The sequence below is a fragment of the Paenibacillus sp. 11B genome, from assembly GCF_030487755.1.
Lineage (GTDB): Bacteria > Bacillota > Bacilli > Paenibacillales > Paenibacillaceae > Paenibacillus > Paenibacillus vandeheii.
The window spans coordinates 564,019-578,508 of sequence record NZ_JAUKNS010000001.1 but is presented as its reverse complement, the minus strand read 5'-3'; the positions used below and the strand labels follow the sequence as shown (position 1 = coordinate 578,508).

The following is a 14,490-nucleotide window of genomic DNA, read 5'->3' as shown; positions in this document are numbered from 1 at the left end:
AGCTCCTGTGAAATATATTAATTACTTGTATGGCTATGAAACGTATTATAGTGTAACTACAGCAAAGATACCAGAGTTACTTGGAAGGAGAACAGTGAGATGGAACCAACGACCATTATTTTATTTGGTGCGACTGGCGATTTAGCCAAAAGAAAAATATATCCAGCCTTATATAATTTATACATTGAGCAGAAACTCCCGGAATCCTTCTCGCTGATTGGCTTGGGACGCAGAGAGTGGTCTGATGAATTCTTTCAGGCACAAGTGGAAAAATCATTGAATGAATTTTCCAGACGCCCGGCCGATCCTAAAGTTGTGAAGTCATTCGTGCAGGCTTTCCGCTATAGTGTATTGAATATAAGCCATAAGGAAGATTATATAGAGCTGTTAAAATTGGTTGAACAGAGAGAGGCTGAACTTGGCATTCCATCCAATCGTTTATTTTATCTTTCGGTTGGTCCAGAATTCTTTGAACCGATTGCAGCGAACATTCAGGAAAGTGGACTTGGATCTACAGCGGGCTGGAAACGTCTTGTGATCGAGAAGCCATTTGGTCATGATCTGCAATCGGCTCGTGATCTGAATCGCAAATTAAGCGAGGCGTTTACCGAAGAAGAGATTTATCGAATTGACCATTATTTGGGCAAACCGATGGTACAGCGTCTTGAAACCCTGCATCAAAGCAATCCGATCATGAAGGCACTGTGGAACAACCGCTACATCTCCAATGTGCAAATCACCGCTAATGAGACTGTTGGTGTGGAAGAACGGGCATCCTATTATGACCATGTAGGCGCCGTGCGGGACATGTTCCAGAATCATATGCTGCAATTGCTCATGATGATGGCGATCCAGCTTCCGTATAACAGCACCACGGAAAAAGTCGGTTTGAAGAAAAAGCACATCATGGAATCGATACAGCCTTTGCAAAAGCAAACTGTGGGTGCAAGTGTTATTCGCGGACAGTATGCTGAAGGAAACATTCAAGGCAAATCCGTTAGCGGATATGCAGCTGAACCGGGTGTTGCCGAGAATACGATGAATGATACTTTTATTGCTGCAAAATTACAGATTGATGACTTCTTCTGGCGCGGAGTACCTTTCTATATCCGTACAGGCAAACGAATGAAGGAGAAATCAACTCGTATCGTCATTGAATTCAAGGAACCATCCGGACAGGCCAACGTGGTTAACGGTTCCAAACCGAACCTGCTTGTGATTGAGATGAGCCCTGACCAGAGCATGACACTGCAGCTGAATGCGAGCGACCCGCAAAACAAAGGAGAGTTCAAGCCGGTTCATATCGATCTGTCACCAGATCGTGAGGATCTGGCCGAAGCTTATGAGAACTTGATTCATGATGCATTGCATGGAGATCCAACGTTCTTTGCCCACTGGGATGAAGTAGAACTGTCCTGGGCATGGGTGCAACCTATCTTGGATGCTTTCCAGGAGAATTTGCTCCCACTTCATTTGTACCCTGCAGGAAGCTATGGACCTGTAGAGTCGGATGCTATGCTGGCTGCCGAAGGGCACCACTGGTGGTTTGATCAACCTGCCGATCAGCAGGCCGAAGTTGCAACTGAAATTCCTATGGCTGTTAATGCAAACCTGTAACATCAAAAAAACAAACATATCCCTTGGAGGTAATTGAATATGAAATTTTTCATCGATACAGCAAACTTGGTAGACATCAAAAAAGCGTATAAAATCGGCGTACTGTCCGGTGTAACAACAAATCCGTCATTGGTAGCCAAAGAAGGCGTGAAATTTGAAGACCGCATTGAAGAAATTTTGCGTGAGGTACCTGAAGTTGAATCCGTATCTGCGGAAGTAACACCAGATGCGATCACAGCCGAAGAGATGATTGCTCAAGCTGACGAACTGATCAAAATCAATAACAACGACAAAAACATCACAATCAAGCTGCCAATGACACTTGCAGGACTGGAAGCTTGCCGTTACCTGACCAAAAAAGGTGTAAAAACTAACGTAACGTTGATCTTCACAGTGAACCAGGCGCTGCTTGCTGCTCGTGCCGGTGCAACATATGTATCCCCGTTCCTGGGACGTCTCGACGACATCTCCGAAGATGGCGTGCAATTGGTTGCCAAAGTTGCTGAGCTGTTCCGTACACATAACCTGGATGCACAGATTATTGCGGCTTCTGTAAGACATCCGGACCACGTTACACGTGTAGCAATGGCTGGAGCACATATTGCTACTGTGCCATTCTCCGTCATTGAACAAATTTCCAAACACCCGCTGACAGATCAAGGTATGGATAAGTTTGCAGCTGACTGGAAAAAAACGGTTCAGTAATAAGGATTGTTGATCTCGAATTTTAACCTACTATATATAAAGAGTATTGGGAGGACATAATGAGTAAACAACAGATCGGTGTCATCGGACTTGCAGTAATGGGTAAGAACCTTGCTCTCAATATTGAAAGCAAAGGATTCTCGGTAGCGGTTTTTAACCGTTCCCCTGAGAAAACGAACGATCTCTTAAAAGAAGCTGAGGGCAAAAACCTGACAGGTGCGTTCACCATTGAAGAGTTCGTAGCTTCTCTGGAATCCCCACGCAAAATCTTGATTATGGTTCAAGCGGGTAAAGCAACGGACGCTACGATTGAACAACTGCTGCCACACTTGGACGAGGGAGACATCATCATTGATGGAGGGAACGCATACTTCCCTGACACCCAACGTCGCAGCAAAGATCTGGAAGCCAAAGGTTTCCGCTTCATCGGTGCGGGTGTATCCGGTGGGGAAGAAGGCGCATTGAAAGGCCCAGCAATCATGCCGGGCGGACAACAGAGTGCATATGAGCTTGTTGAACCAATCCTGACAGCCATTTCGGCTAAAGTGGGCGACGATGCTTGCAGCACATATATCGGACCAGATGGTGCTGGACACTATGTTAAAATGGTGCACAACGGTATTGAATACGGGGATATGCAGTTGATCGGTGAAGCGTATCACTTGCTCAAAGACGTGCTGAATGTTTCTGTTGAAGAACTGCATGAGATCTTCTCCGAATGGAATCAGGGTGAGCTGGACAGCTACCTGATCGAAATCACCGCAGACATCTTCTCCAAATACGATCCGGAAACGGGTAAACCAATGGTTGATGTCATTCTGGATGCAGCCGGACAAAAAGGAACAGGAAAATGGACTAGTCAAAGCGCGCTGGATCTGGGCGTACCTTTGTCCATGATTACGGAATCCGTATTCTCCCGCTTCCTGTCTGCGATGAAAGACGAGCGTGTGGCAGCGAGCAAAATCCTGAATGGACCTGCAACTGAAGCATTCTCCGGTGACAAAAAAGCATTCATTGAGAATGTGCGCAAAGCGCTGTTTGCAAGTAAAATCGTATCCTACGCACAAGGCTTTGCCCAAATGCGCGCTGCTTCGGACGAGTACGGCTGGGATTTGAAATATGGCAACATCGCGATGATCTTCCGTGGTGGCTGCATCATCCGTTCGCAGTTCCTGCAAAACATCAAGGAAGCATATGACAAAGACGCAGAACTGAAAAACCTGCTTCTGGATCCATACTTCCAAAACATTGTTGAATCCTACCAAGGCGCATGGCGTGAAGTCGTTGCTGCTGCGGTAACTCAAGGAATTCCGGTTCCTGGATTCTCCAGCGCGTTGTCCTACTATGACAGCTACCGTACAGAGCGTTTGCCTGCGAACTTGTTGCAAGCACAACGTGACTACTTCGGGGCTCACACCTTCAAACGTGTGGACAAAGAAGGTTCATTCCACTTCCAGTGGATGGATACCAACGAATAATTCGTAATGTATGAACAGCCGACCCTGTGTCCGTTCATGAGTTCAACTCATGTTTGGATACAGGGTCGGCTTTTTTGTGCTGCATGTGATTAATGTATTCCTATTAATGTCCGTTTATGAATGCTTGGAATTTAAGTATCAACAAATTGTAATAAAATGTACGTATCTATGATTCTAAACAGATGTTTTGACCCCCTTAACTACGTTATACTTGTTCAAACGGATAGGAAGCTTTCTAACTGAATTCAGCAATCAACTTATTGACGTGGAGGTTAACCGGGGCATGTTTGTACTTACAGGCATATTGTTTTTGATTGTATATGGTTTATTAGTGTTTTACATAGGGCGGAGCGGCTGGAGCTGGATGAAGCCTGTCGTCTCAGCGAGATTCCGTTGGTTTTACATCGTTGTGCTTGTCTTCTTTGCAGTATCCTTCATCCTGGCACGGTTGTTTGGAAGTTTCTCCTTCCTGAGCATAATCGGCTCATACTGGCTGGCTATCTTCTCATTGCTGTTAATGATCTTGCCGGTTGTTCATTTGACGTTATGGATTCTTAGACTGACAAGAATTCCAAGACATCATGCCCACAAATGGGCGGGTGTGGTTACACTTGTATTGTTGCTGTCTACACTGGGTTACGGTATCTATAACGCCTATAGTCCAGTTGTCAGGCAATATAATATTCAGATTGATAAAAAAGTGGAAGGTGTCGACAGCCTCAACATAGTTATGGCTGCAGATATGCACTTCGGACTGCTGTCTGGTCCTGCACACGCCAAACGTATGGTGGAGGAAATTAACGCACTGAAGCCAGATCTAGTGCTATATCCTGGTGATATTATCGATGACAACTTGGATATGTACCTCAAGAGTGGGATTGCGGATATTATCAGTGGCATTCAGGCTCCTTATGGAGTATATGCCTCACTGGGTAATCACGATAAATTCAATGGTCCGATCGAGGATTTAATTGCCGCACTGGAGAAGAGTAATATGCAGGTCCTGTATGATGAAAAGATTACCCTGGACGATAAGATTACTCTGATTGGGCGTAAAGACCGGACCGAGAAGGATCGGGCAGAAGTAGCAGCGTTGATGCAGGATACAGACCTGAGCAAGCCTGTGCTAATGATGGATCACCAGCCTTATGATTTGGATATTGCGGAGCAGAATCATGTGGATTTGGTTGTGTCCGGTCATACCCATCGAGGTCAGATCGCACCCGCTCAGTTTATTACTAAGGCCATATACGAGAATGATTGGGGTTATCTGCAAAAAGGGTCTATGCACTCTATCGTGACCTCTGGATATGGCTTCTGGGGTCCTCCGATTCGCACGAGCAGTCGATCCGAGATTGTACAGATTAACGTAACCTTCCAACAGAAATAAGGTTGTTGGCCTGAGCGAGTGGTGTAAATAGGCTACAATTTTTCTGCTTAAATCGCTGTATCTGACTCACTTCGCGCATTGCTAGAGGGAAGTGAGTTAGCGAAGCAGCCCGAAAATCTTATCCACATGTGGACAGGTTTCTGGGCTGCTTTGTTGTTGATCTCCCCAACAACGGTAGCAGCAGCTTTTTTTTGTAAAAGATGGCTTCATAACATCGATGATGATATACTGTGATCCTATTGGAGGGGATAAAGATGAAGAAACCTATTATTGCTGTAGATATGGATGATACGATATGTCATCTGGTCAAGCGAGCCATATACCACAATAACATCAACTTTCCAACTCATCCGCTGCGATACGAGGATATGGTGCACTGGGATACATCCCATATTCGCCATCCGGAATGTACACATGATGTATTTTACGGTCGGCCAGGACTGTTTGAGGAACTGGAGATTTATGACGAATATGTGGTGGAAGAGGTGGAAAAGCTCCATCTAGCCTATGATCTGCTTATACTAACGGCGGCTGAACCCAAGACAGTTGTTGAGAAGTGGAATTGGCTCCAGAAGCATATGACATACATATCTCCAGAACAGTTTATAACCTGTAAACGGAAGAATCTGATTAATTTCGATTTGTTAATTGATGATGGAGCGCATAACCTGATACCTGCGATGAATGACGGAAAAAAAGTCATTTGCATCCCTCATCCATGGAATGTAAACGAGCGGGAGCAACATCAGTTTCCGTTAATGACCTCATGGAAAGGTGCAAAGGCATATGTGGATCGTCTGCTTGAAACAGAACATGAGCAGAGCAAGCTAGAATCGGTAAAGAGATGAACCCAGGGAATGGAGCAGAAGGCAGGAACACTTAATTCGATGGTTTAGCTCTGAAGTTCCTGCGATAACCCTGCGGGGTTTCTCCCGTAATGCGTTTGAAGACGGCGTAAAATGAATCTACATCCCGGTAGCCTACAAGTTCAGCAATTAAACTGACTTTATGTTGTGAATTCTTCAGCAATTCACAGCTTTTTTGTATGCGCAAATGTTGCAGATAGGCACCAAACGTCCGCCCGGTGTGGGTCACGAACATACGTCCAATATGTCTTTGACTCCAACCGGAGATATTCACGAGTTCGCTTAGACGGATTCGTTCGTTAACATGTTGGTCCAGGTAATGAAGGATGTGTTCCATATCAGTTGTATTTTCCTTCTCATTGCAGGTGATTTGATGAATGTGTCTGTAGGTCGTTACGACGAGTTGACTAACGAGCGTATAAAGGATCGTGGATGAGCCGATTCCCGGAACGGCAGATTCGCGGTACAGCTTTACCATTAATTCTTCCATCCGTTGACTGTAATCAGTGATAGATACATAAGGAACCCGATTCTTTTCCAGATCTGTCAGATGGTTTCGAATCTCTGCCTCCTGAATAATGATGGACAGGGTGTGGATCAGTTCAGAATTGAACAGACAGTTATAGATAATCAGTGGATGCTCTGATACATTCGCTGTAGCCGGACGGAATACATGAGGAACGCCAACCGGAATGACAAACAGCATACCTTTGTGTACCGGAATAATATCTTCACCGATGTGATGAAAGCCCTTTCCTTCTGCCACGTAACTGTATTCAACAAATTCATGTGCGTGAAAGGGAACCACAAAATCCTCGGAACACCGGTTCACGAACAGCTTCAGATTATTCTGGAAAAAGGATTCGCTCTTGAACAGCTGGACGGTAGAATTCATAAGATAGCCTCCTCCGTTGAGAATGACCAGATAACCGGGTTAAACAGTCCTCTTCGCCAGGTATTTCCGAATACAGAATCGATATAATTATATCGTAACCTTGAATTGGAAACCACGATGGAAAGGGATGTTTCTCTGATGTTGATTGTAAATCATCTGCGTTGTGAGTATAAAATAAATCCGATTGGACTAGATATCACGTCTCCCAGAATAAGCTGGCATTTGCAATCCGATCGCAGAAATTGTGTACAGTCAGCTTATCAAATTCAGTTGTCACGAACAGAAGATTTGGACCAGATTGAATGGGATTCCGGCAAAATGAGCTCTGACCAGTCCATTCATGTTGAACTGGATCATTGGGTACCCGAAGCACGAACCCGCTACTATTATCGCATTCGTGCCTGGGATCATGCAGGAGATGAATCGAACTGGTCGGAGACAGCGTATTTCGAGACGGGATTCATGGGTAGTAAAGATGCCTGGCAGGCGGATTGGATTACAGTAGATCCATCCTCTCAGCAGGAGGAGTCTTGCCCACGACTGCGTACCTTGTTTGAACTGAAAAAACCTGTTGCAGCGGCAAGAATATATGTAACTGCACTTGGATTGTATGAACTTCATCTGAATAATCAGAGAGTTGGCGAAGCATACTTCACCCCGGGCTGGACCAGTTATGGGAAGCGGTTGCAATATCAGGTTTATGATGTAACTGATCAGCTTCAGAATGGACAGAACCTACTCGGTGCTTATCTGGGTGATGGTTGGTATAAAGGACATTTGGGATGGGATAAGAGGCAGAAGATCTACGGAGCAGACCATGCTTTACTGCTGGAACTTCATGTTCATTATGGGGATGGTTCGGAGGAACGCATTGTATCGGATCAAGACTGGGAGAGCGCGCCCAGTGCCATCCGCATGTCGGATATCTATATGGGTGAAACGTACGATGCTCGCCTGGAGTCCGAGTGGACAGATTCATCCTCAACGCCATGGTCACCCGTACGTGTGCTGGATTATACGAAAGAGATCATTGTTGCTCAGGAGAATGTGGCGGTAATGCAAGTACAGGAGTTGAAGCCGATCGCTTTGCTGACAACACCTCAAGGAGAGCGTGTGCTGGACATGGGACAGAACATGGTCGGCTGGATGAGATTCAGCATTCAGGGTGAGTCGGGTCATACGGTTGAATTACGACATGCCGAGATTTTGGATCATGCAGGTAATTTCTATACAGAAAATCTCCGTAGTGCCACTCAGTGCATCCGCTATACGCTAAAAGGAAACGGTGTGGAGACGTATGAGCCGCATTTTACGTTTCAGGGATTCCGTTATGTGAAGCTCATCGGGTTCCCGGATCACGTTAACCTGGAGGATTTCACAGGAGTTGTGCTGCATTCCAATATGGAGTGTACAGGTCACTTCAAGAGCTCTAGTCCTTTGGTGAATCAGCTTCATCACAATATATTGTGGGGGCAAAAAGGAAACTTTCTCGACGTTCCGACAGACTGTCCACAGCGGGATGAGCGACTAGGCTGGACAGGAGATGCACAGATGTTTATACGCACGGCCTCCTATCTGATGAACACAGCACCTTTCTTTACCAAATGGCTGCGGGACCTGGAAGCCGATCAGGGAGAAGATGGAGGTATTCCCTTCTTTGTTCCTGATCTGAGGAGTCCGATGTCTGAGGGATGGGGAGACACCAATCATTCTTCTGCCGCCTGGGGAGATGCTGCTGTCATCTGTCCATGGACGATCTACGAGATGTATGGGGATGTTAGGCTGTTGGCTGAGCAATATGACAGCATGAAACGCTGGATTAATTACATTCATGCTCAAGGGGAGAATCCTTACTTGTGGAATACAGGTTTCCACTTTGGCGATTGGCTCGGGCTGGATTCCAAGCCGGATAGCTATATCGGGGCCACAGACAAGGATTTCATAGCGACAGCATTTTATGCCTACTCTGTTTCTCTTACACGGAAAGCGGCAGAGGTGTTGGGGAAGAAGGAAGATGCAGTGTATTATGATAATCTTCATGACAACATTGTTGCTGCATTTCAGGATGAATTCGTGACACCTGCGGGCAAACTTGCCGTCCCCACACAGACAGCGGATGTACTTGCTTTGCATTTTGACCTCTTGGATGCTACAGCTCGGAAACGTACCATTGATCAATTGGGGAAACTGGTTGCGGACGCAGGGAACCATCTGACCACCGGTTTTGTGGGAACACCTTATCTGAATCCGGTACTGAGTGATACGGGACATCATGATCTGGCCTATACGCTACTCTTTCAGGAGGATTATCCATCTTGGTTATACCAAGTGACACAAGGTGCGACTACAGTGTGGGAGCATTGGGACGGAATCCGGGAGGACGGAAGTCTGTGGAGTGCTGATATGAACTCATTCAACCATTATGCATATGGAGCCATAGGAGAGTGGTTATATCGTTACGTTGCAGGGATTAATACGGATGAACATCAGCCTGGATTCCGGATTGTGCACATCAAGCCCAAACCAGGACCTGGACTGGAGTGGGTGGAAGCAAGTTTCGAGACGATGTACGGTTGTGTGACATCAAACTGGTATCGTCTTGAACATAACGAGATGGAAGTTCATGTGACGTTTCCTGCCAATACAACGGGTACAATCCTTCTTCCTGGAGCAGATGTACAGACCGTTCGGGAGAAAGGGAAAGCTTTGGACCAAGTAGCGGGTATTCATGATTTTCAAGCGCAGGGAACCGATGTACGAATTGCGCTGGGATCAGGAAGCTATCAATTCACTTACAAGATGCTTGGAGCGGATCAGGAAGTCTATGCACAACAGACGGAATCAGTATAACGGGTATGATTAGAGGAATCCGCCAACAGGATCGTGAACTAATATAGTAGCGAAAGCTGGACCTGAGTAGAGGATCTGCATACGCAGGTTCTCTTTTTATACTTGGATAAAGATACTGTTCTTCAGAAGAAACCGTTCTTCAGATCGATAAGAGGATCATAAGTTATTAATGCAATGAAGGGAGATTAATCAATTTGACGAGTGGAAAAATACTGGGCATTGCATACAATGTCATTCCTGTGACAAATGTAGAGCAGTCAGCAGCATGGTTTGTGAACCATTTTGGATTCAATATCAGGCAGCCTAGAGAAGGCTATATTAGCCTATTTAGAGACAATAGACCGATTCTCGATTTGATTGAAAGTGATCATGATTCCAGAGCCGTATTTCAAGTGAGGCAGAAAAAGAGATGGGTAATCACTTTTTTTACTGACGATATCATCAAACTCCATACTGAACTCACTGCTGGTCATGTCCGTGTTGGCAAAGTTAGTGATGAGGGTGTATACGGGAAGTTTTTTACTTTCGAGGATTTGGACGGTAATCTGTTCGACGTCTGGGAGCATCATGACTGTGAATTAGTATATTAGGTTGAAATAGCTGGGCAATCAATATGAGTGAGGAGGACGTGCGTAAAATGAGCAAAGAAAAAGTTAGACTAATCAAACCTTCAGCAGAATATAAAGAAACGTATATGGCATTTTATGAAGACTGGGTTGCAAGCGGAGAATCGATGGTACCGTGGGTCATTTCGAAAGAGCCCTACCCTTTTGAAGGGATGTTAGCTTTTTTGGAACGTAGTGAACAAGGCATTAATATACCGGAAGGCTGGGTTAGGGACAGTACATATTGGCTCGTGACGGAAAGTGATCGAGTGGTTGGAGCCGTGAATATACGACATGAGCTGAATGAGAAGCTGTTTCATAGCGGAGGACATATTGGTTACGGGATTCGTCCAGGCGAGCGGCAAAATGGATACGGTGCCGAAATCCTCAAGCTGTCCTTGGAAATCACGAAAGATCTCGGGATCACGAAAGTGCTGGTTGTATGTGACGCGCACAATGAGGCATCCAGAAGAGTTATTCTTCGTAACGGAGGGATTCAGGATCAAGACTATGTTGAGCCTGATGGGAATATCGTAGAGCGGTTCTGGATAGGTGATGTCGAATAATGTTGAGAAATGTTGTGATTTAACGAAAATAATATGGATTATGATTGTAATACCCACGTCTGCTGATTTAAAATAAAGGGTAGAATCTGGATTGCGGCCGGAAACTACCATTCTATCAGGCATAAGTGAGGTTTTATTATGAATCATCCGGTTAATCGGCCCCGGCGTATTGAGTATCTGGATCTCTATCGTGCTTTTGCAATCATGGCTGTGGTTGCTATTCATGCGACTTCAACGGCAGTTGCCCATTATCCCAAGCACACGCTGGATCATGACTTTTATTATTTTTGGAACAGCTTTCTGCAATTCGCCGTACCCGCATTTCTGTTCCTCTCCTCGCTGGTGTTGTTCTACAATTACAGCTCCAAGATGAAGGAAAAGGGCTGGATGCCCACTTTTTATAAAAAGCGATTATTTTATGTTTTTGTGCCTTATCTGGCTTGGTCACTCATTTATTTTATCGTCAAGCAGTGGCTAGCAAACAAAGAGCCTTTGGCACATGTGAAGCAGTTCTCGGAGCAATTGTTAACCGGTACTGCACACACGCATCTATATTTTTTTCTAATTATTTTGCAATTTTATGTGGTATTTCCACTGCTTCTTTCGTTAACACGTTATCGTTTATTTAATCAATATTTACCGTTGTTCTTTATTGCGGCACAGGCAGTTTTTTACGCCCTGCATCTGCAGTTTCATTTCTCACGGATGGGGAGTTTGCTGCCAAGTTACTTGATTGTTATTGGATTCGGTGCCTGGATTGGGTTGAACTTCGATGCAGCAATGAAGAAACTGTTCTCCTACCGTTATGTGTTGATCGCTGCATTGTTGAGCGGAGGGGCCGTCTTTATTTATGGCAACACATATGTAAAAACGACTTTCGCCGCATCTCCGGCGCTAACCTATACGCTGCTATTTCTTTTCCGTAATCTGTTTACTCTTTCGGCCTGCTTGCTCTTGTTAATGACATGTGAACGAATGGGCGCTTGGAAACAGAGCAGATCTAATCGGGCAACTCGCATTTTGAACTCTTTGGGCACGGTGGCGTTTGGTGTATTCTTAATACACCCATTAGTACTGTTGTTCTGGAGAAGAGAACTCACCGTGGAGCTCGCTCCACATTTTAGCCTTGGCATTATGCTTTCTTATGTTGTAGCAATACTGCTCTCATGGATTATTGCCATGGGACTCCGACGTATGAAGTGGGGATGGGTTCTGATTGGACGTTAATGTGGGCACACTGTGAAACGATGAATATAAAGTAAAACCGAAAAGAGAGATTTCAAGCCCTGAACTTTCAGTGGATGGCTTGAAATCTCTTTTTTATTTGTCCACGAGGCGTTATTATGGATTAATGTCCATAAAATTCAAGTAATGGAATACATGTAACTGAAGTCAGGAGTGGTGGAATGAAGTTTATCATTATTTTTGGTCCACAGGCTGTAGGGAAAATGACGGTTGGTCAGGAATTGGAGAAGATCACTGATCTGAAATTGTTTCACAATCATATGACGATTGAACTGGTGTCGCCCTATTTCAGTTATGGTACGCCTCAAGGAAAGAGGCTTGTTAACCTGTTCCGTCAGGAGATTTTTGAAGAAGTGGCGAGGAGCGAGCTGCCCGGTTTGATTTTTACATTTGTATGGGCTTTCGATATGAAAGAGGATTGGGATTACATTCGAAAAATCAGTGCGTTGTTCGAGTCCGGAGGTGCTGAGGTATGCTATGTTGAACTGGAAGCTGATTCGACGGAACGTCTGGTTCGTAATAAAAGCCCACATCGGCTGCTGCACAAAGCAACGAAGCGGAATGTCGAATGGTCCGAGCAGGATCTGATTTCGAGCATGGAGAAATATCGATTGAATTCAGAGCCCGGAGAAATTACGCACGAGCATTATTTTCGAATCAATAACACGCATAAGAGTGCGACAGAGGTTGCTCAACTCATCCAAGAACGATTCAAACTGTAATTGAAAGAGGAGGCGAAAAAGGCATGTACTTTATTTTGGCTTTAGTAGTAGGAGTTGTTCTCTGTCTTCTGTTCCCATATGGTACGATTCTGGCAGGTGCTATTATATTTGCACTTGTTGCAGACAATTATCGTCAGACCATGAGTATGCGCGAGGATATTCGATCCATCAAGCATCATCTGGGACTGATGAACAAGGGTGAAGCGGAAGAATACAAGATAGATGAACAGTTGACTAATGTCGAACACTTGGATTCGGATCAGTTGAAAGTAATTAATCGCAGGATTGAAGCAGAGTTGGAGAAGGAAAGCCGCAACAATAAATCATGATGAAACGATTACACGAAAAGGGGGACATGAATGACTATTCATATAGATAATACTGAAGAATACGATAACCCTGCGTTATACGATCAGGAGAATAATGCATACCTTGAAGATGTGAAATTCCTTTCCCAATGGGCTGCATATACGGAGGGCGTGATTATTGATATCGCATGTGGTACAGGAAGAGCGACTATTCCATTAGCAATGGAAGGTCACCGTCTGGTTGGTATAGATATCCATCAAGGTATGTTAGAGGAAGCCAGAAACAAGACAGCTGATCTCCAGGTAGCTATTGAGTGGGTGGAACAGGATTGTACCAAACTGCAATTAAATGTGGTAAGCAGGCTGATCTACTCCATTGGCAATTCGTTTCAACATTTCCTGACCAATGAAGCCCAGGATGGATTGTTATCCTCAGTGAACAAGCATTTGGAGATGGGAGGTCTCTTTATTTTTGGTACACGCTTCCCGAGCACAGAGGAATTGTTGCAACCTCCGATTGAAGAATACTGGAGAAGCTATGTCGATAGTGAAACCTATAATGCTGTCGATGTATATACCGTCAGCCGATATGATTCAGTCCAGCAGATCCAGCACTATACTACAACAAGGAAGACGAAGGATGGAAATGGAAATATCATTAGTGAAAAAGGGACCAATATCCGTTTAAGATATACATATCCCCAAGAGATGGAGCGTCTATTACGTACAAATGGATTCAAAATACTACATCTCTACAAGGATTGGCATGGTACACCGCTAACTGAAGAATGTTATGAAATGATATATGTCTGTCAAAAATGTGAGCAAAGCGTGACGAAATAAAAATAATTAATTTTTTGTATGAAATTTTTCATTATTCGGACACATGAAGCCCTCTAAAATAAAGGGCTTTTTTTGTATATTTTTGATCCGAATTCAACTTGATTTTAAGAAGCATATAAATAAAAAAAAGGTAAATAAGTGCAAGCGTTTTCTGTCTGAAATGAAGCGGAATTATTTATGAACGTATCTATCAATTTTGGCTTCTATGCACAAAGTCAAGGGCCAGTAAAAAGGTGTCTAATACAGACAGGTATTGAAATTAAGGAATTGGCGTTCCGGGTGTCAAGTATAATTCTCTGGATAAGGCGTCATGCTAAGGGAGTGGTCTTGATGGAAAGGCAGGAAAATACAGCTTGATTATACGCAAACAGAAAAAAATACAAAGCAGCTGAACAGATTC

Annotated in this window: 13 protein-coding genes; 12 read left to right on the top strand and 1 reads right to left on the bottom strand. The window is 44.5% G+C overall.

The annotated features are described in order from the left end of the window. Positions 1–99: 99 nt before the first annotated feature. The 5 genes from zwf to Q0V21_RS02455 all read left to right on the top strand — a co-directional run bounded on the left by zwf (position 100) and on the right by Q0V21_RS02455 (position 6,038). Positions 100–1,617, top strand: coding sequence for a glucose-6-phosphate dehydrogenase (zwf, locus tag Q0V21_RS02475; protein ID WP_301877420.1), 1,518 nt, complete (start codon positions 100–102; stop codon positions 1,615–1,617). 39 nt (positions 1,618–1,656) lie between these two features. Beyond that, positions 1,657–2,322: a fructose-6-phosphate aldolase gene (gene fsa, locus Q0V21_RS02470; RefSeq protein ID WP_024630525.1), complete on the top strand. Its 666-nt coding sequence runs from the start codon at positions 1,657–1,659 to the stop codon at positions 2,320–2,322. 59 nt (positions 2,323–2,381) lie between these two features. Next, positions 2,382–3,800: an NADP-dependent phosphogluconate dehydrogenase gene (gene gndA, locus Q0V21_RS02465; RefSeq protein WP_024630524.1), complete on the top strand. Its 1,419-nt coding sequence runs from the start codon at positions 2,382–2,384 to the stop codon at positions 3,798–3,800. 283 nt (positions 3,801–4,083) lie between these two features. Beyond that, the gene (locus Q0V21_RS02460; protein WP_301877419.1) at positions 4,084–5,190 is read left to right on the top strand and encodes a metallophosphoesterase; all 1,107 of its coding nucleotides are present in this window, start codon (positions 4,084–4,086) and stop codon (positions 5,188–5,190) included. A gap of 254 nt (positions 5,191–5,444) precedes the next feature. Further along, a complete protein-coding gene (locus Q0V21_RS02455) occupies positions 5,445–6,038 on the top strand; it encodes a 5' nucleotidase, NT5C type (protein WP_301877417.1) in 594 nt (197 codons plus the stop codon). A gap of 31 nt (positions 6,039–6,069) precedes the next feature. Here Q0V21_RS02455 and Q0V21_RS02450 read toward each other — a convergent pair whose 3' ends face one another. After that, positions 6,070–6,951 carry an AraC family transcriptional regulator gene (locus Q0V21_RS02450; RefSeq protein ID WP_079349307.1) on the bottom strand — a complete coding sequence of 294 codons (882 nt, stop codon included), beginning with the start codon at positions 6,949–6,951 and terminating at the stop codon, positions 6,070–6,072. A gap of 138 nt (positions 6,952–7,089) precedes the next feature. On the opposite strand from Q0V21_RS02450, the gene Q0V21_RS02445 reads away from it, so the two are divergent. The 7 genes from Q0V21_RS02445 (at position 7,090) to Q0V21_RS02415 (ending at position 14,090) form a co-directional block, all read left to right on the top strand. Then, on the top strand, positions 7,090–9,801 hold the full coding sequence (locus tag Q0V21_RS02445; RefSeq protein ID WP_301877413.1) for an alpha-L-rhamnosidase: 2,712 nt from the start codon (positions 7,090–7,092) through the stop codon (positions 9,799–9,801). Positions 9,802–9,995: 194 nt separating this feature from the next. Beyond that, positions 9,996–10,391, top strand: a complete 396-nt coding sequence (locus Q0V21_RS02440; protein WP_079349305.1) for a VOC family protein — start codon at positions 9,996–9,998, stop codon at positions 10,389–10,391. 47 nt (positions 10,392–10,438) lie between these two features. Continuing rightward, positions 10,439–10,972 carry a GNAT family N-acetyltransferase gene (locus Q0V21_RS02435; protein WP_301877411.1) on the top strand — a complete coding sequence of 178 codons (534 nt, stop codon included), beginning with the start codon at positions 10,439–10,441 and terminating at the stop codon, positions 10,970–10,972. Positions 10,973–11,110: 138 nt separating this feature from the next. Beyond that, on the top strand, positions 11,111–12,199 hold the full coding sequence (locus Q0V21_RS02430) for an acyltransferase (RefSeq protein WP_079349303.1): 1,089 nt from the start codon (positions 11,111–11,113) through the stop codon (positions 12,197–12,199). A gap of 179 nt (positions 12,200–12,378) precedes the next feature. After that, entirely contained in the window at positions 12,379–12,939 is a 561-nt protein-coding gene (locus tag Q0V21_RS02425; protein ID WP_079349302.1) for a DEAD/DEAH box helicase family protein, read from the top strand. A 23-nt stretch (positions 12,940–12,962) separates the two neighbouring features. Continuing rightward, positions 12,963–13,268, top strand: a complete 306-nt coding sequence (locus Q0V21_RS02420; RefSeq protein WP_079349301.1) for a hypothetical protein — start codon at positions 12,963–12,965, stop codon at positions 13,266–13,268. A 30-nt stretch (positions 13,269–13,298) separates the two neighbouring features. Then, positions 13,299–14,090: a class I SAM-dependent methyltransferase gene (locus Q0V21_RS02415; protein ID WP_079349300.1), complete on the top strand. Its 792-nt coding sequence runs from the start codon at positions 13,299–13,301 to the stop codon at positions 14,088–14,090. Positions 14,091–14,490 lie beyond the last annotated feature (400 nt).